14 protein-coding genes and 2 tRNA genes are annotated in these 17877 nt (G+C 69.3%); 4 read left to right on the forward strand and 12 right to left on the reverse strand.

The features are described 5' to 3' along the window. Positions 1 to 373 precede the first annotated feature (373 nt). The 5 genes from clpX to ACN20J_RS17950 all read right to left on the reverse strand — a co-directional run bounded on the left by clpX (position 374) and on the right by ACN20J_RS17950 (position 5392). Complete coding sequence (gene clpX / locus ACN20J_RS17930) at positions 374 to 1660, reverse strand: ATP-dependent Clp protease ATP-binding subunit ClpX (protein WP_143632143.1); 1287 nt, start codon at positions 1658 to 1660, stop codon at positions 374 to 376. Positions 1661 to 1820: 160 nt separating this feature from the next. Then, positions 1821 to 2501 (reverse strand): ATP-dependent Clp protease proteolytic subunit, encoded by a 681-nt coding sequence (locus tag ACN20J_RS17935; RefSeq protein ID WP_189837851.1) that lies wholly within the window; start codon positions 2499 to 2501, stop codon positions 1821 to 1823. Between the two features lie 102 nt (positions 2502 to 2603). Beyond that, positions 2604 to 3209 (reverse strand): ATP-dependent Clp protease proteolytic subunit, encoded by a 606-nt coding sequence (locus ACN20J_RS17940; protein ID WP_189838477.1) that lies wholly within the window; start codon positions 3207 to 3209, stop codon positions 2604 to 2606. 507 nt (positions 3210 to 3716) lie between these two features. Continuing rightward, positions 3717 to 5117: a trigger factor gene (tig, locus tag ACN20J_RS17945; protein ID WP_419666294.1), complete on the reverse strand. Its 1401-nt coding sequence runs from the start codon at positions 5115 to 5117 to the stop codon at positions 3717 to 3719. A gap of 198 nt (positions 5118 to 5315) precedes the next feature. After that, positions 5316 to 5392: transfer RNA gene (locus ACN20J_RS17950), tRNA-Pro, on the reverse strand. A 153-nt stretch (positions 5393 to 5545) separates the two neighbouring features. Here ACN20J_RS17950 and ACN20J_RS17955 point away from each other — a divergent pair. Beyond that, positions 5546 to 5616, forward strand: a tRNA-Gly gene (locus tag ACN20J_RS17955). A gap of 108 nt (positions 5617 to 5724) precedes the next feature. On the opposite strand, the gene ACN20J_RS17960 is transcribed toward ACN20J_RS17955, so the two are convergent. After that, positions 5725 to 6564 (reverse strand): alpha/beta fold hydrolase, encoded by an 840-nt coding sequence (locus ACN20J_RS17960; protein ID WP_419666295.1) that lies wholly within the window; start codon positions 6562 to 6564, stop codon positions 5725 to 5727. A 294-nt stretch (positions 6565 to 6858) separates the two neighbouring features. Next, positions 6859 to 7053 (reverse strand): hypothetical protein, encoded by a 195-nt coding sequence (locus tag ACN20J_RS17965; protein WP_055611884.1) that lies wholly within the window; start codon positions 7051 to 7053, stop codon positions 6859 to 6861. Between the two features lie 578 nt (positions 7054 to 7631). On the opposite strand from ACN20J_RS17965, the gene ACN20J_RS17970 reads away from it, so the two are divergent. Continuing rightward, positions 7632 to 8819: an acyltransferase family protein gene (locus tag ACN20J_RS17970; RefSeq protein ID WP_419666296.1), complete on the forward strand. Its 1188-nt coding sequence runs from the start codon at positions 7632 to 7634 to the stop codon at positions 8817 to 8819. A 45-nt stretch (positions 8820 to 8864) separates the two neighbouring features. On the opposite strand, the gene ACN20J_RS17975 is transcribed toward ACN20J_RS17970, so the two are convergent. Genes ACN20J_RS17975 through ACN20J_RS17985 form a run of 3 tightly spaced genes read right to left on the reverse strand, consistent with a single transcriptional unit; the run spans position 8865 to position 12624 of the window. Continuing rightward, positions 8865 to 9344 (reverse strand): HD domain-containing protein, encoded by a 480-nt coding sequence (locus ACN20J_RS17975; protein ID WP_419666297.1) that lies wholly within the window; start codon positions 9342 to 9344, stop codon positions 8865 to 8867. Next, positions 9341 to 11794: an ABC transporter permease gene (locus ACN20J_RS17980; protein ID WP_419666298.1), complete on the reverse strand. Its 2454-nt coding sequence runs from the start codon at positions 11792 to 11794 to the stop codon at positions 9341 to 9343. The genes ACN20J_RS17975 and ACN20J_RS17980 overlap by 4 nt, the downstream gene beginning before the upstream one ends. Beyond that, a complete protein-coding gene (locus ACN20J_RS17985; protein WP_419666299.1) occupies positions 11794 to 12624 on the reverse strand; it encodes an ABC transporter ATP-binding protein in 831 nt (276 codons plus the stop codon). Before ACN20J_RS17985 ends, ACN20J_RS17980 begins: the two co-directional genes overlap by 1 nt. Positions 12625 to 12877: 253 nt before the next feature. Here ACN20J_RS17985 and ACN20J_RS17990 point away from each other — a divergent pair, with 253 nt between their 5' ends. Then, on the forward strand, positions 12878 to 14056 hold the full coding sequence (locus ACN20J_RS17990) for a cation:proton antiporter (RefSeq protein WP_189837845.1): 1179 nt from the start codon (positions 12878 to 12880) through the stop codon (positions 14054 to 14056). A 339-nt stretch (positions 14057 to 14395) separates the two neighbouring features. Here the strand turns inward: ACN20J_RS17990 and ACN20J_RS17995 are convergent, their stop codons facing one another. Continuing rightward, a complete protein-coding gene (locus ACN20J_RS17995; protein ID WP_189837844.1) occupies positions 14396 to 15577 on the reverse strand; it encodes a PP2C family protein-serine/threonine phosphatase in 1182 nt (393 codons plus the stop codon). Between the two features lie 186 nt (positions 15578 to 15763). On the opposite strand from ACN20J_RS17995, the gene ACN20J_RS18000 reads away from it, so the two are divergent. After that, the gene (locus ACN20J_RS18000; protein ID WP_419666300.1) at positions 15764 to 16999 is read left to right on the forward strand and encodes a GNAT family N-acetyltransferase; all 1236 of its coding nucleotides are present in this window, start codon (positions 15764 to 15766) and stop codon (positions 16997 to 16999) included. A gap of 47 nt (positions 17000 to 17046) precedes the next feature. Here the strand turns inward: ACN20J_RS18000 and ACN20J_RS18005 are convergent, their stop codons facing one another. Next, on the reverse strand, positions 17047 to 17856 hold the full coding sequence (locus ACN20J_RS18005) for an Fpg/Nei family DNA glycosylase (RefSeq protein ID WP_419666301.1): 810 nt from the start codon (positions 17854 to 17856) through the stop codon (positions 17047 to 17049). Positions 17857 to 17877 lie beyond the last annotated feature (21 nt).

The following is a 17877-nucleotide window of genomic DNA, read 5'->3' on the forward strand; positions in this document are numbered from 1 at the left end:
CTGTGGTGGCCGGTCCGTCAAGGTTGCACGCGGCCGTCACCTTGGGCCCCACCGTGTACCACTGGCTCAAGTAACTGCGGCAGGTTGCAGCACTTGCCTCCGCCGGTGCAGCCGTCACCAGTGGCACCACTGTCGCTGCAACAGTCAATCCGGCCGCTGCCAAGGCCCGCTTCATCTTCACGTCTCAACCCTCCGTTTGTCTTGCACCACAGGGTGGTCACCCCTGCCGGTGAGAATGAGACCAGGTGAAGGACACATGACATAAGTGAAGATCGTGAATCTGGCTTGATCCGCGCGAAGATCGCGTGGACGCGTATGCAAAGGGGCGCCCAACGAAGGTCGTCGGGCGCCCCTTTGCGTGTACGCGTACCGTCTACGCCGTCTTCTGCTCCCCCGGCCCCCGCCCCCGCGCGTCCCGCGGGATCAGGGTCGGGTTCACGTTCGAGCGGACTGCCTCCGCCGTGATGACCACGCGGGCCACGTCCTTGCGGGACGGGACCTCGTACATCACGGACTGGAGGACTTCCTCCATGATGGCGCGCAGGCCTCGGGCGCCGGTCTGGCGGAGGATGGCCTGGTCGGCGATGGCCTCCATGGCCTCGCGCTCGAAGTCCAGCTCCACGCCGTCGAGTTCGAAGAGGCGCTGGTACTGCTTCACCAGCGCGTTGCGGGGCTCGACGAGGATCTGGAGGAGGGCCTCGCGGTCGAGGTTGTGCACCGAAGTGATGACCGGCAGACGGCCGATGAACTCCGGGATCATGCCGAACTTGACGAGGTCCTCGGGCATGACGGCCTCGAACTGGTCCTTGGACTCCATCTCGCGCTTGGAGCGGATCGTCGCGCCGAAGCCGATGCCCTTCGCGCCGGCCCGGGACTCGATCAGCTTCTCCAGGCCCGCGAAGGCGCCGCCCACGATGAACAGGACGTTCGTCGTGTCGATCTGGATGAACTCCTGGTGCGGGTGCTTGCGTCCGCCCTGCGGCGGGACCGAGGCCGTCGTGCCCTCGAGGATCTTCAACAGGGCCTGCTGGACACCCTCGCCGCTCACATCCCGCGTGATCGACGGGTTTTCGCTCTTACGAGCCACCTTGTCGATCTCATCGATGTAGATGATGCCCGTCTCGGCCTTCTTGACGTCGTAGTCGGCGGCCTGGATGAGCTTCAGCAGGATGTTCTCGACGTCCTCGCCGACATAGCCGGCCTCCGTCAGCGCCGTGGCGTCGGCGATGGCGAACGGGACGTTCAGCATGCGGGCCAGGGTCTGCGCGAGGAGCGTCTTGCCCGAGCCCGTGGGGCCGAGGAGCAGGATGTTGGACTTCGCCAACTCGATGGCGTCCTCGCGGTTCTGACCTGCGCTGTTCTCGCCTGCCTGGACCCGCTTGTAGTGGTTGTAGACCGCTACCGAGAGGGCCTTCTTGGCGGACTCCTGGCCTACGACGTACCCCTCGAGGAACTCGTAGATCTCGCGAGGTTTGGGGAGTTCCTCCCAGCGGACCTCGCTCGTTTCGGCGAGTTCCTCCTCGATGATCTCGTTGCAGAGGTCGATGCACTCGTCGCAGATGTACACACCAGGGCCTGCGATGAGCTTCTTGACCTGCTTCTGGCTCTTGCCACAGAACGAGCACTTGAGCAGATCGCCGCCGTCACCGATGCGTGCCACGGTGTGCTTCCCCTTCGCCTGGGAGACGCCTAGATCCAGCGGCTCCTGGTGCTGCCTTATGTCCGACGGTACCTTGCCGAGCCCCCCGTTCGGGCCCCCCTTGGCGCGGTTCACTTTGTCGTGAACCGCGTCAAGGAGCGGCAGACGATACAGCTACGCGTCACGCGACCGCGGCGTTGTTCATCTTCCGGGTCGAGATGATCTGGTCGATCAGGCCGTACTCGAGGGCGTCCTCGGCCGTGAGGATCTTGTCGCGCTCGATGTCCTCGCGGATCTTCTCGATCGGCGTCGTCGAGTGCTTGGCCAGCATGTCTTCCAGCTGGGCGCGCATGCGGAGGATCTCGTTCGCCGCGATTTCGAGGTCCGAGACCTGGCCTCGGCCGGTCTCGCTGTACGGCTGGTGGATCAGCACGCGGGCGTTGGGAAGTGCCATGCGCTTGCCCGGCGTACCGGCGGCCAGCAGGATCGCGGCGGCCGAGGCCGCCTGGCCCATGCAGACCGTCTGGACGTCCGGCTTCACGAACTGCATCGTGTCGTAAATCGCAGTGAGTGCCGTGAAGGAGCCGCCGGGGCTGTTGATGTAGACCGAGATGTCCCGGTCGGGGTCCATCGACTCCAGGCACAGCAGCTGCGCCATGACGTCGTTGGCGGAGGCGTCGTCGATCTGCACGCCGAGGAAGATCACGCGCTCCTCGAAGAGCTTCGCGTACGGGTCGTACTCACGGACGCCCTGCGAGGTGCGCTCGACGAAGCGCGGGATGACGTAGCGGGACTCCGCGCGAGGGCCGGTGTACTCGGCCTCTGTGCGGGCGTAGAGGCCGCTGCCGGGGAAGTCGTTCACTGTGTCTCCTGGAAAGCCTGATAAGGGCTGAGGCGGTCGGCTGGGGGCTCGGAGCGGCTTGGTGCCGGTCTACGCCGGCACCCGGATCGGCTGTGTGCCGACCTAGGCCGCTCCGGTGCCGCCGCCGCCAGGCATTCCGGCAGCGGTGGGCATGATGTCGTCGATGAGGCCGTACTCCTTGGCCTCGATCGGGTCGAACCAGCGGTCCCGGTCCGAGTCGCGGGTGATCTGCTCCACGGTCTGGCCGGTGTGGAAGGAGGTCAGCTCCGCCATCCGCTTCTTGGTGTGCAGCAGCCGCTCGGCGTGGATCTTGATGTCCGACGCGGAACCGGCGAGGCCGGCCGAGGGCTGGTGGATCAGGATCTCCGCGTTCGGCAGCGCGAAGCGCTTGCCCGGAGTACCCGCGCTCAGCAGGAACTGGCCCATGGAGGCCGCCATGCCCATCGCGATCGTCACCACGTCGTTCTTGATGTACTGCATGGTGTCGTAGATCGCCATGCCGGCGGTGATCGAGCCGCCGGGGCTGTTGATGTAGAGGTAGATGTCCTTCTCCGGGTCGGAGGCAAGGAGCAGCAGCTGCGCCGTGATCTTGTTGGCGATGTCATCGTCGACCGCCTGGCCGAGGAAGATGATCCGCTCGCCGAGCAGCCGGTTGTAGACCTGGTCGCCGAGGCCACCACCGATGGGGTCGCCGGCGGCTGTGGGCATCAGATTCGTCACGTATCCACCTGCTCGTCTTACGACGGCGCCGGGCCGTCTCACGTCTTCTGCTGGGGGCGTGGGACCCCGTGTGCGCGCCGTGTCGGACGGCTCCGGGGACTCCCCTGCCCTCGTACTCATGGACCCTAACGCGCGGGTCCCTCCGGGGAATCCCGGAGAGGTGACTGTTCGCTGTGAGCGCATGCGCTCCGCCGGGTGAGCAGGGGGTACGGCGGGCTCCACCCCGGTCTTCAGGGGCGCGGGAAACCGCGCGCCCGGCCCCCGCGGGGGCACGGTCGCGATTGCTGCGGGCTGTTCGACGGCCGGTGCGGGTTCCTCATCGGCGGGTTCGGCGTTCAGCGGCGGGTTCGGCTGTTCATCGGCGGGTGCGGGTTGTGGTGGGTTGCCCGCGCCCACGCGGTGGAGCCGCACATCGATACGGCCCCGCACCCCCGGAAGACCCTACGGGCCCCCGGAACATGTCCCGGGGGCCCGTAGTACGTACTGGTGAGGCGATCAGGCCTCGGTCTTCTCCTCGGCGGCGTCGGCCTTGGGGGCCTCGGTGGCCGCCTCGGTCGAGTCCTCGGCAGAGACCTCGTCCTCGTCCTCGTCGTCCAGGTCGACGAGCTCGCCGTTCGTGTCCTTCACCGTGGCGGCCTCGACCACGACGGCCAGGGCCTTTCCGCGGGCGACCTCGCCGACGAGCATCGGGACCTGGCCACCCTCGACGACCTGCTGGGCGAACTGGTCGGGAGACATGCCGGAGGAGGCAGCGCGCCGCATGAGGTGCTCGGTGAGCTCCTCCTGGTTGACGTTCAGCTTCTCCTTGTTGACGAGCTCGTCCAGGACGAACTGCGTCTTGATGCCCTTGACCGCGGCTTCCTTGGTCTCGGTGTCGAACTCCTCGGCCGTCTTGCCCTGGATCTCGAGGTACTTCTCGAGGTCGAGGCCCATCTGGCCGAGCTGGTGGTGCTCCAGGTTGTGCTTGCGGGTGTTGATCTCGTCCTCGAGCAGCTTCTCGGGGACGGGCACCTCGACAAGCTCCAGCAGCTTCTCCAGGACTCGCTCCTGGGCCTGCGTGGCCTGGTCGTACTGCTTCATGTTCTCGAGGCGCTTGCGGCTGTCGCCGCGCAGCTCTTCGAGGGTGTCGAACTCGGACGCGAGCTGCGCGAAGTCGTCGTCCAGCTCGGGCAGTTCGCGCTTGGCGACCTGGGTGACCTTGACGGTGACCTCGGCCTCCTTGCCGGCTGCCGAGCCGCCCTTGAGCTCGGAGGCGAAGGTGGCCTCGCCACCGGCCTCCACGCCCTTCACGGCGTCGTCGATGCCGTCCAGCAGCTCACCGGAGCCGATGGTGTAGGAGACGCCGCTCGCGACGCCGTCCTCCAGGACCTCGCCGTCGACCTTGGCCTCCAGGTCGAGGGTGACGACGTCGCCGTCCTCGGCGGCACGCTCGACCGGGGCGGTCGAGGCGAAGCGCTCACGCAGCTCCTCGACGGCCTTGTCGACGTCCTCTTCGCTGACCTCGACTGCGTCGACCTCGACCTCGATGCCGGAGTAGTCCGGGATCTCGATGGCCGGGCGGACGTCGACCTCGGCGGTGAAGTTCAGCGTCTCGCCGTCCTTCAGCTCCGTGATGTCGACCTCGGGCTGGCCGAGGACGTTCAGCTCGGCCTCGTTCACGGCGTCGGTGTAGAACTTCGGAAGCGCGTCGTTGACCGCTTCCTCAAGAACCGCACCGCGGCCGAACCGCTGGTCGATGACGCGCGCCGGAATCTTGCCCTTCCGGAACCCCTTCACCGTGACCTGCTGGTTGATCTTCTTGTACGCCGCGTCGAGGCTGTCCTTGAGCTCCTCGAAGGGCACCTCGATGCTGAGCCGAACCCGGGTCGGGTTCAGGGTCTCCACGGCGCTCTTCACGGTTCGGTCTCCTTGGGGGCTGACTTCTTTGGGTTCTGCTGACGTTCCCCGCCGGATACGGCGGAGCCTCAGCGGATTGGCGGCCCTTGAGGGACGTAACAATGCAGACACACGGGCGCGCAGTTTGCATACTAGCCGCAGGCGGGACACGCCCCAAAAGGTGATCTTGCCGATGTCCGGCACAGTGGTCCGGCACGGTGGTCGGGGTGGCGGGATTTGAACCCACGGCCTTCCGCTCCCAAAGCGGACGCGCTACCAAGCTGCGCCACACCCCGTCTGGTGCGAGACGTAGGGTACATGCCCGCAGGCGGCGCGGCTCCCGCATTTCACGGGGCACTCGGGCCCTCCGGAACGGGGTGTGCGACGAGGGGGTGCGACCCGCTACGATGCTTCCGTGCCGCGCGTCACTGACCTGCGGCGCGTCCTGTGCGGGCGTAGCTCAATGGTAGAGCCCTAGTCTTCCAAACTAGCTACGCGGGTTCGATTCCCGTCGCCCGCTCTGTACGGCTCAGGGCCAGGTCGGAGATCCATTCTCCGACCTGGCCCTGACGCGTTTCCGGGGCAGGTTCGTTTCCGGGCGGGTTCGGTTCCGGCTTCTTTTACGGCTTCAGTTCCGGAGGAAGGCGATCAGCTCGCCCAGGAGGCGGGCCGGGGCGTCCAGGGGGACCAGGTGGCCGGCGTCCGGGATCGGGCGGAGGCGGGCACCCGGGATCAGGGAGGCGAGTTCCTCGCCCTTGGCGGGTGGGATCCAGGTGTCCTCGGTGGCCCAGCAGACGGTGACCGGCAGGTTCAGCGTGGGATAGAGGGGTTGGACCTCGTCCGTGTAGCGCTGGTCGGCCTGGGCGATCTGGCGGTAGAACGCCGCCTGTCCCGCCGGGTCCGTCCAGGGGGCGACCAGTGCGTCCAGGACCTCGGGCAGCAGCCCCCGATGGCTCGCGGAGCCCACGTACTCGCGGACGAGGGCCTCGTGCAGGGGTGCGGGCAGTTGCCCGAAGACCGCCGCGTGCTCGGCGACCAGGCGGAAGAAGGGTGAACCCCAGGGGGCGAGCGCGACGGGGTCGACCAGGGCCAGGCGCCGGTACTCGGCCTTGTGCAGCAGGTGCGCGCGCAGCGCGACGCAGCCGCCGAAGTCGTGGGCGATCACCGACGGGTTCGACAGTCCCCAGACCCCGAGGAGCTCGGCGAACACCTCGCCCTGCGCCTTGAGGGAGACGTCCTGGCCGTCGCTCTTCTGCGAACCGCCGTAGCCCGGCATGTCCCAGACGTGGACCCGGTGGCCGTCGGCGGCGAGCGCCGGGGCGATCTCGTGCCACACGTACGACGAGAACGGGGTGCCGTGCAGCAGCACCATGGGCGGACCGTCCTCCGGCCCCAGGCGGTCCCACCGGAGGGTTCCGATCGGACTCTCCCAGCTCTCACGCAGCTGCCAGGTGGTCTCGGGGCTCACTTCCTCGGACTCCTTCGGTCAAGAGGACGGTTGAGACGCAGGCGGTCGAGAACGCAGGCGGTTGAGGCGAAAGCGGTCGCGAAGAGGGCGGTTCGAACGAAGGCGGCCCGGACAAAGGCGAAGAACGGACGAGAAGTCGTACGTCGGCCGGAGGGCCCGGACGTCCACCGCGTGGACCGGGCGGATTCCGTACGGCGTCAACAGGGCGCCGCCGACCGGTCTCCACGCAGAGCCGGGCGAGGGGAGCAGTTCTTCCTCCCCGGTGCCCTTGCCCGCCGGGCGAGCCCGAGTCGCTCAGAACTGGATCGAGTTGATGGTCTCCGCTACCGAGTTGAGGAACCGTTGGATGTCGTCCGCCATGCCTGTGGAGGCGAGGAAGAAACCGAAGAGCACGGCGACCACCGCCGGCCCGCCCTTGATCGATCCCCCTCGTATCAACACCACCAGGACGATCCCCAACAGAAGCACCACTGACAGCGAAATGGCCACAACTGATCACACCCTACGGTCGGTCCGCTCTCCCGGCCCGGAGGTGCAACCCCGCACACCCCCGCCAGAACCATCGTGCCACCAACGAGCCCGGCGTATGCGGCGGGAGAGTCATCCTTCGGTCACAGACGCGAACAGCCGGGCGTCGCACGGCAATTCGAGGCATCCCTCTCACGAGGAATTCAGGAAGATCGTTTCCATGTCCACACACTCGTCCACACAACCTGTTCGCAGCCAATTCGAATTGTTGCCACAGGCACAGCGACGAGACTGAAGACGGGTCACTAAAGACGACTCAACCGGACATTTCACCAGAGTCGCCCGCGGGCGTTATGCACCATTTAGTCGTGACGAAGCAGGACGTAACACCCGCTTGCGGTATGACGATCGACACAGGCATCCGCATGAGGACTTCGCCAAATACCGGGTACCCGTACGGCGATAGCAGGATTCGCCTCAGAGGTTTTACGAAATCACACAGACAACGCTAGGGTGCCTCAGATGTTCTACGCTGCCACGTCCCCCGCACGCGCAGCGAGGTCCAGGATCGTCTCCCCCAGCTCCTGGTGGGAGGGTCTGTGACGAACTCGCTCCGTCCGTACGGCCAACAGAGGGCTCCGCTCCCGTCGGCACAGACACCGGCGCCGGGTGTACCGAGCCCGCGACCAGCACGGAACCCGGGATCCCCGCAACCGGGTACCGCCACCACCAGGCCGGGCACCAAGCCCGCCAAGCAGCGCGACGCGTTCTTCGACAACGCCAAGTACCTGGCGATCGTGTTCGTCGCGATGGGTCACGCCTGGGAACCGCTGACCGACCACAGCCGCGCCGCCGAGGCGCTCTACATGGTCGTCTACACCTTCCACATGCCGGCCTTCATCCTCATCTCCGGCTACTTCTCCCGCAGTTTCGACATGCGCACCGACCGGCTCCAGCGGCTGGTCACGGGCATCGCCGTGCCGTACATCCTCTTCGAGGTCGCGTACTCCCTCTTCAAGAAGTGGGCGGACGACGACCCGAGCCATCCGATCAGCCTGCTCGACCCCTGGTACCTCACGTGGTTCCTGGTCGCGCTGTTCGTGTGGCGGATGACGGTCCCGCTGTGGAAGGTCGTGCGCTGGCCCGTGCCGCTCGCGCTCGCCATCGCGATCCTCGCCTCCGTCTCTCCCGACATCGGCGACGACCTGGACCTCCAGCGGGTCCTGCAGTTCCTGCCGTTCTTCGTCGTGGGCCTGTTCATGAAGCCCGAGCACTTCCAGCTCATGCGGCGCCGCGAGGTACGGATCCTGTCGGTTCCGGTCCTCCTGGGCGCGCTCGCCTTCGCCTACTGGGCGGGGCCGCGCATGAACTCGGCGTGGTTCTACCACCGCGACAGCGCCCAGGAGTTGGGTGCCCCCTGGTGGGCCGGTGTCGTGATGACGCTCGCCATGTTCGGGTGCTCGCTCGTACTCACCTCGTGCTTCTTCGCCTGGGTGCCGCGCCGCAAGATGTGGTTCACGGTGCTCGGCGCGGGCACGCTGTACGGCTATCTGCTGCACGGCTTCCTCGCCAAGGGCTCCCGCTTCTGGGGCTGGTACGACGACTACGCGTGGCTGAACCAGCCGCTCGGCGAGATCTTCCTCACGGTCGCCGCGGCCGCGGTCATCACCGTGCTGTGCACTCCGCCCGTGCAGCGGGCGTTCCGCTTCGCGATGGAGCCGAAGATGGAGTGGGCGTTCAAGAGGGACGCCACCGAGTTGGCCCGGGAGCGGGCCAAGAAGTCGTAGGGCGCGCCCCTTTCGCGCCCCCATCGCGCCCCTGAAGGGGCGCGGTCAGGGGCGCGGCAGGCCCAGGAGTTTGCGCATCTTTGTGTACTTCTGGGTCAGGCGGGCCCGGGTGAACTCGTCCAGGGCCGCCAGGCGGGTCGGGTTCGCGTTGTGGGCCAGGTCGGACTCCTTCACCAGGAGGGCTCCCGGGGTGGCCAGGATGCGGTCGGCGTAGGGCTCCGGGGGCTCGCCCTGCCGCTTGGTGAGGGCCAGCACGATGTCCTTCGTGCGCCGGGACAGGGCGGCCTCTCGGAGCCAGTCCTCGGAGAGCGCGTCGTCCTCCACCGAGTCGTGCAGCCAGGCGGCGGCGATCTGCTCCTCGTCGCCGCCGCGGGCCCGCACCCCGTCGGCCACGGCCAGCAGGTGTTCGGTGTACGGGCGGCCCGCCTTGTCCGTCTGGGCGGCGTGCGCGTTCCGCGCCAGGGCCTCGACCTCGGTGAGGGTCAGCAGGGGTCTCTCGGTCACTCGGCGCTCGTTCTCGTTCATGGGTCGAGTGTGCCCCGTATCGCGGCCCGCGCCGGTACGGTCGCCGCCGTCAGGCCGAGGATCACAATGGCCGCCGCGAACGAGCCGTACACCAGCGGGGGTATGTACGGTGCCTGGCCCGTCAGGCCCTTCATCATCGGGACGAGCGTGGCGAGCGCGATGGCCGTGCCGAGGGCGATGCCGGCGAGCGCGACGAGCAGGGCCTCCCAGCGGATCATGCGCATCACCTGGCGGCGGGTGGAACCGATGAGCCGCAGCGTGCCCAGCTCGCGTCGGCGGTCGAGGACCGTCATCACCAGGGTGTTGGCGGCGGCGACGGCCGCGAATCCGCCGAGGACGGCCGCCATGACGGTGTTCGCCCAGGCGTTCAGCTCGCGGTCGAGGGACTGGGCGGTCGTGTAGTCCGCGCGGTCCAGGACGGTGCCCACCTTCGCCAGGTCACCGGCGCTCCCGCCCTTCGTCCAGACCTCCGTGAGGAACGCGGAGCCGACGTGGCCCGCCAAGTCCGCCTGACCCATGGTGACCTGGGACAGTCCCATGCCCCGCTCGTACGTCGCCACGATGCGCGGGGACGTCTTCGTGCCGTCGGGCAGGCGCAGTTCCATCCGGTCGCCCACGCCGGCGCCGGCGTTCTCGGCCAGTGAGGCGTCGACCGCGATCTCGCCCCGCTCCAGGGACAGGGCGCCCTTGTCGACCTTCGGGTCCTGCACCCGGGCCAGGTCGCGTGCCGAGCCCGTGACGCCCTGGGTGGAGGCCGAGTCCAGGTACCCGTTCGCCCGCACGAGCACCTCGGTCTTCAACAGGCCGACGGCGGCGGTGACTTCGGGTGCACGAGCGGCCGCGCGTACGGCGTCCGGGGCCAGCCCCGCGTCCGACGTCACGATGTGGTCGGCCACGATGCCGTCCCGCTGCTGCTCCTGGGTGACCCGCTCCTCGCTGGTGTGCATGAAGACGAGGACGGACGAGAAGGCCATCGCGAGGACGATCGGGGTGATGGCGGAGGCCAGCCGGCGGGCGTTCGTACGGGAGTTGGCGGCGGCGAGCGAGGCGGACGCTCCCGCGCCGCGCAGCGGGAGCCCGAACAGGGCGGCGCAGGCGCGTGCGACCAGTGGTCCGAGCAGCGCCACGGCCAGCATGAACAGCATGACGATGCCCAGCGCCGCGTTGGCCGCGTCCTCGCCGGTCAACGACGCGGCGAGCCCCGCACAGACACAGCCTCCGGCAGCCGCCGCGATCCCCAGCGGTGTACGGATCCAGCCCGGGCGCAGCCGCTCCACGGAGGCCTCGGTGAGCGCCTGGCCCGGCTTGATCCGTGCCGGGCGGCGGGCGGCCGCGTACCCGGCGAGCAGCGCGGCGAGGAGGACCGCGCCGACGGCCGAGAGCAGCGGGATGTACGAGACGGACAGGTCGACGGCCTCCGGGATCGCTCCCTTGTCCTTGAGCTGTCCGAACCACCAGCCGGCCAGCGCGATCCCGGGCAGAAGGCCGGCCAGGCCCGCGAGGGGTGCGACGAGCAGGTTCTCGGTGGCGATGGAGCGGCGGATCTGACGCGGGGTCGTGCCGATGGCCCTCAACAGGGCGAACTCGCGGGCGCGTTGGGCGACGGACAGCGCCACGGTGCCCATCGCCGTGAAGACGGCGACCGTCGCGGCGATACCGCCGAAGGAGCCGCCGAGCGCGACGAGCAGTTCCTTGGCCTCGGCGAGAGAGAAGTCCTCGACGGTGCCGCGGTCGCCCCCCGCGTACACCTCGGCGCGGTTGCCGAGAGCGTGCTCCACCTGGGACTTGAGGGTGCCGGCCGACACGCCCTGCTTCGGGAGGACGGCGATGGCGTCGACGCGGCCGGGGTGCCCGGAGACGCGTACGGCTTCGATGTCGGTGAACCAGACGGTGGGCGCCCCGGCCTTCAGGAGCCCGGATACGCGGAAGGTGCGGGGGCCGTCGGCCGTGGTGAGGGTGACGCGGTCGCCCACCCTGCCGTTCGCGAGGACGCCCTTCGTGAGGGCGACTTCGCCTGCCCCGGGAGCCTGCCCGGACGACAGCCGTTCACCGGTGAAGGCGGTGGAGCCCCAGCCGTGGGCGGTGACCTGCTCGCCCTCCCTCGTCTGGACGGGGAAGGTCACATCCGGCACCGCCGCGCGGGCCCCTGCCACGGAACCGGCCTTCGCCACCAGGGAGTTGTCCAGCCAGACCCTGTCCGGGACCGGCACGGCGTCGTCCTCCCGGTCGTCGCCGTGGCCGGTGACGAGGTGGGCCCGCTGGTCGGCGGCGGCGACCACCGGCGCGCCGGCGTAGCGAACGGGCGGAACCGAGGCCCGCAGGCCGGTCTCCAGGAGGATCCCGCAGGCCGAGACGATGAACGCGGCCATGGCGAGCGCGACGAACGTGCCCACGAAGGCGGCGGGCTTGAAGCGGACGGCGGCGCGGGCGAGGCCGTTGGGCACGAACATCAGGCTGCCGCTCCCGAGAAGGAGGGCGCGGCCAGCGACGCCATGCGGGCGGCGATCCGGTCGGCCGGGGCACGCTCCAGGTGGTCGACGATCGAGCCGTCGGCGAGGAACAGGACGCGGTCGGACCAGGCGGCGGCCGCCGGATCGTGGGTGACCATGACGACCGTGGCGCCGAGCCCGTCCACGGCCTGCCTCAGCAGACCGAGAACCTCGGCGGCGGTGGTCGTGTCGAGCGCGCCGGTCGGCTCGTCCGCGAAGACGACGTCGGGCCGGGTGACGAGGGCGCGGGCGATGGCGACGCGCTGCTGCTGCCCGCCGGAGAGCTGGCCGGGGCGTCGGCGCCCCAGGCCGTCGAGGCCGACCTGGCCGAGGACCGCGGCCGACCGGCGCCGGTCGGGCCGGTGACCGGCCAGGCGCATCGGCAGCACCACGTTCTGCTCCACGGTCAGGGACGGCAGCAGGTTGAACGCCTGGAAGACGAACCCGAGACGCGAACGCCGCAGCGCCGTGAGCTTGTTCTCACTCATGCCCGTGATGTCCGTGCCGCCGAGCCTGACCGTGCCGCCGCTCGGCCGGTCGAGGCCCGCCGCGCACTGCAGGAACGTGGACTTGCCCGAGCCGGACGGTCCCATCACGGCGGTGAAGCTGCCGCGCGGGAGCGCGAGGTCGATACCGCGCAGGGCGTGCACGGCGGAGGCGCCGCGCCCGTACTGCCGCCGCACGCCCCGCAGTTCAACGGCCCAGTCCCCCACCGGGCCGGTCGTGCCCTGTACCTGTACGGCGTCCCCGTCCCCGTCCCCGTCCCCGTACCGCTTCCTGCGCAGCCCCATGGCCGGGTCCGCCTTCCCTCACTCGTCGCCCCGCTCGTCGCAGCACGCTCGCTGCCGATGTCTCGAAACTACGGATTCGGGACCACTCGGGACCATGAGGGCGACCGCCGAGTCCAGCTGGGGTAAACCCCACCACTCGGTCCGGTCCGGCAGGCACTCCAGATCGTTTGGTAAACTAATTACTGACGATTTCTTGACGCTCCCTTGACCAAGGAGGAACGGGCCCATCGGACACGCAGAGCTTCTGATCGCCATGGGCGGTGCCTTTCTGGCCGCCGCCGTTCTCGCCCGCGCGGGTGCCCGGATCGGGCTCCCCACGATTCCCCTCTTCATCCTGGCCGGGATACTGCTCGGCCCCCACACGCCCGGCATCGTGCTCGTCTCGGACCCGCACGACATGGAGATGCTCTCCGCACTCGGCCTGGTCCTGCTGCTCTTCTACCTCGGCCTCGAGTTCCACATGGACGACCTCAAGGCGGGCGGGCGCCGGATGGCCCTCGCCGGAGGGACCTACCTCGCGCTGAACGTCGGCGCGGGCCTGGGCTTCGGATTCGCCCTCGGCTGGGGCACCTCCGAGGCGCTGGTCCTCGCCGGGGTACTGGGCATCTCGTCGTCCGCCATCGTGACCAAGGTGCTCGTGGACACCGGGCGGCTCGGCAACCCCGAGACCAAGCCGATCCTCGGCATCATCGTCGTCGAGGACGTCTTCCTCGCCCTCTACCTCGCGGCCCTCCAGCCGATCCTGTCCGGCGCGAACTCCCTCGGCGCGGCCGTCCTCGACGGCGGCAAGGCCTTCGCCTTCCTGCTGCTGCTCGCCCTCGCGGCGCGGTTCGGTACGCGGGTGGTGGGGCGGCTCTTCGACACCAAGGACGACGAGCTGCTGGTCATCTCCTTCCTCGGGGCGGCCGTGTTCATGGCTGGGGTCTCGGAGTGGTTCGGGGTGGCGGACGCGATCGGGGCGTTCATGGTCGGGCTGATGCTCGGCAGCACGTCCTCCGGGGAGCGGATTCGCAAGCTGGTGCATCCCCTGCGGGACGCCTTCGGTGCGATGTTCTTCTTCGCGTTCGGGCTGTCCATCGATCCCGGTGACCTGCCTACCGTGCTCTGGCCTGTGCTGGCCGCGGTGGCGCTGACGCTCGTCATGAACGTGCTCGCGGGGCTTGGGGCGGCTCGTGTGTACGGGTTCGGGGCCGGGCCCGCCGCCAATATCTCCACGACTCTTCTTGCTCGGGGGGAGTTCGCGCTCATCCTTGCGACGATGGCCGCGGTGGCGGGGCTCGATGATCGGCTGTCGCCGTTCATCGCGGGGTATGTGTTGTTGTTGGCTGTTCTTGGGCCGTTGGCCGCGGGGCGGTCGGGGTGGCTGGCTCGGGTGTTGCCCGGGGGGCGGGCCGACCGGGAGGTTGAGCGGGACGTGGTTCGGGTCGGTTGAGGGAGGGGTTTCTCTTCCCCAACCCCACCCCTTCCCGAAACTTGGGGCTCCGCCCCGGGGTGGGTGGGGATTTGGGTGGGTGGGGTTGGGGTGGATTGGTTGGTGCGGGCGCGCTGTTGCTTGTCGCGCGGTTCCTCGCGCCCCTAAGGACGCCGGTGCCAGGGCCTGTCGACACGTGCCGTCCGCCCTCGTTGCCCGCGCAGTTCCCCGCGCCCCTGGAAGGGCGTCGCCCGCCGTTCCTCGTGCCCGAGAGGCGGACGTCAGCCCTCGCTTACTCAGGGGCGCGGGGAACTGCGCGATCAGCGACAGCGCAGCCGAACGCGGAGGGCCCGGGCCCGCTCAGACCGTTGCCGGGCCCGTCGTCGCGCCCTCGCGGCAGATCAGTAGGAGCGCTCGGTCGTCGTTGACGTCCTTGGCCACCGCCTCGATGAGGTGCCAGGCGGCGCCGTGGAAGCCGCCGGCCACGTACCGGTCGGCCTCGCCGGTGAGGCGGTCGATGCCCTCGACGATGTCCCGGTCGGATGTCTCGACCAGTCCGTCCGTGAAGAGCATCAGGACATCTCCGGGCCGCAGGGAACCCTTCACAGGGTCGAACTGGGCCCCGTCGTACACCCCCAGCAACGGCCCCTCCGCGGCCTTCTCCTCCCAGCGCCCACTCCCCGCGCTGAGTTGAAGCCCCGGCGGATGTCCGGCCGAGAACAACTCGTAGTCGCCCGAGTCCAGGTCCAGGACCAGGTGGATGGACGTGGCGAACCCCTCGTCCCAGTCCTGCCGGAGCAAGTACCCGTTCGCCGCGGGCAGGAAGGCGTGCGGGGGAAGCGAGCCCAGCAACCCCCCGAACGCCCCGGACAGAAGCAGCGCACGCGACCCCGCGTCCATCCCCTTGCCGGAGACGTCCGTCAGGACAACTTCGAGCGTGCGGCCCCCGTTCGTACGGGCCGCCACGACGAAGTCGCCCGAGAACGACTGCCCGCCGGCCGGCCGCAGGGCCATCTCCCGATGCCAACCCATCGGCAGCTTCGGCAACTTGCTCTGCACGCGGATCCGCTCGCGGAGGTCGAACAGCATGGTCCCGCCCCGCCGCCACGGCACACCCACCCGGCTGCGGAACTGGGCGATCAGCAGCCCGAAGAACCCGCACGCGGCCACGACCAGCACGATCCCGGGCGTCACCCGGGAAGGCCCCTCCGTGTACGGCCCGAGTTTCACGGACTCCACGATCAGCGCGGTGGCAGCCGCCGCGTACAGCCCGAGCAGGCTCGACGGCCGCAGCAGCAGCCCGCCGGCGACGATCGGCAGGACCAGCAGCGCGGGCGAGCACCACACCGAGTTCATGAGTGTGAGGCAGGCGATCACGGGAATGGTCAGCAGCAGACCGGCGAGCGCGACCCAGTCGGAGCCGTCGCCGCGGAAGTAGTCGACAGCGGATCTGCGCAGGCCGGTGCGGACCCGGTGAACCTGCTTCTTCAACCGGGCCGTGAACGTATCGGCTTCAGCGCGCCGCTCTCGTCCTGCTGCCATTAGTTCGGGACCCTATCCATCGGACCAGGTGCTTGGCACGGGAGGTCCCACTTGTCCCCCGTCCGGGGACGGAAGTCACAGGGAATTCCGACCCTCGCAGAGCGTACGGCCGGATACGGACCCGACATCGCCGACGAGGGAGAAATACAGTCGCTCATCCCGGATTGCCCTGGTAGGCATGAGGACATGACGACAGAACTGCGCGTGCTGCGCCCGGACGACTGGGACAAGTGGTACGGGAACCTGGAGCTCGCGTTCGGCGGGGTCACGGAATCCCCCGAGGAGAGGTCGCTGTGGAGCGACCTCACGGAGCACGACCGGTTCATCGGCGCCTGGGACGGCGACGACTGCGTGGGCACGACCGGTGCGTTCACCTTCCGGGTCACCGTCCCGGGCGGCGCCGCCGTGCAGGCGGCCGGCGTCACGATGGTCAGCGTCGCCTCGACGCACCGCAGGCGCGGTGTGCTGCGGTCGATGATACGGCGCCAGCTGGACGACGTACGGTCCTGGGGCGAGTCGCTCGCCGTGCTCACGGCGTCCGAACCCGTCATCTACGGCCGGTTCGGCTACGGCGCCGCGACACACCAACTGCGCGCCGAGATCGACACGTCCCGGGTGCGGCTGTCGGTGCCGGAGGGCACGGACGACGTACGGCTGCGGCTCGTGGTGCCGGACGCGCCGACCGTACGCGACGCCTGCGAGGCCGTGTACGCGCGTCAGGCGGCGGCCAGGCCCGGGATGCTGGATCGCAGGCCCGGCTGGGAGCGGCTGCCGCTGCTCGACCCGGAGAGCGACCGCAAAGGCACCTCGCCGCTGCAGTGCGTGCTCGCGGAGCGGGACGGCGAAGTGGTCGGCTACGCGCGGTACTTCATCAAGCCGGACTGGGACTCGGCCGGCCCCAGCGGCGCCGTCGAACTGCGCGACCTGGAGGCGCTCGACCCGGCCGCGTACGCCGCGCTGTGGCGGCACCTCTTCGGCATCGACCTGACGTCGACGGTGAAGACGCACAGCCGTCCCGTCGACGACGCCTGGCAGCATCTGGTCTCCGACCCCCGGCGGTGCGGGCTGTCGCTCCGCGACTCGCTGTACGTGCGGCTCGTCGACGTCGGTGCGGCGCTGGAGGCACGGACGTACCAGGCGCCCATGGACGTCGTGTTCGAGGTCGAGGACTCCTTCTGCCCCTGGAACGAGGGGCGTTGGCGGCTCACGGGTGACGCGAAGGGCGCGTCCTGCACGCGGACGGCCGACGCGGCCGATCTCACCCTGTCCGTACGGGAGTTGGGGTCGGCCTATCTCGGTGGCGTGTCCCTCTCCTCGCTCGCCGCGGCGGGGCGGGTGCGGGAGTTGCGCCAGGGCGCCCTCGCGGAGGCCTCGCTCGGCTTCTCCTCCGTCGTGGCGCCTTGGCTGCCGCACGGCTTCTGAGTTGTTCGAGCCGTTTCGGATTCGCCCGCTGCCGGGTCTGACGGCTTTCAGGTCTTCTGGCAGGTCGGGCACCAGAAGAGGTTGCGGGCGGCGAGATCGGCGGTGCGGATCTCGCCGCCACAGATGAGGCAGGGCAGGTTGGCCCTGCGGTACACGTAGACCTCGCCGCCGTGGTCGTCCTTGCGCGGCGGGCGGCCCATCGCCTCCGGTTCGTGCTCCGGGCGGACGGTGTCGATCCGGTTGTTGCGCACGCCCTCGCGCATGAGCGCGACCAGGTCCGCCCAGATCGCGTCCCACTCGGCCGCCGTGATGTCCTTGCCCGCTCTGTACGGGTCGATGCCGTGCCGGAAGAGGACCTCGGCGCGGTAGACGTTGCCCACGCCCGCGATGATCTTCTGGTCCATGAGGAGGGCGGCGACCGTCGAACGGCTGCGGGAGACGCGGCTGTACGCGCGTGCCGGTTCCGCGTCCTCGCGGAGGGGGTCCGGGCCCAGGCGGGCGTGTATCGCCTGCTTCTCCGCGTCCGTGATCAGCGTGCAGGTGGTGGGGCCGCGGAGGTCCACGTACGTGGTGTCGTTCGCGAGTCTCAGGCGGACCGTGTCCGTGGGTGGGGGTGCGGGGGTGGTGCCGAAGTTCACTTTGCCGAAGAGGCCGAGGTGGATGTGGATCCAGTCCTCGGACTCGAAGCGGAGGAAGAGGTGTTTGCCGTGGGCTTCCGCCGTGGTGAGTTCCGTGCCGTTCAGGAGGGCGGCGGCGTCCGTGAACTTGCCCTGGGGGCTGGTGACGTGTGCCCTGCGTCCACCGAAGCCGGCGAGGTAGTCCTCGGCCAGCCGATGAATGGTGTGCCCTTCGGGCACGGCGCCTCCTGGTCGGTGTGC

The organism is Streptomyces sp. 2-1 (genome assembly GCF_048564895.1).
Taxonomy (GTDB): domain Bacteria; phylum Actinomycetota; class Actinomycetes; order Streptomycetales; family Streptomycetaceae; genus Streptomyces; species Streptomyces phaeochromogenes.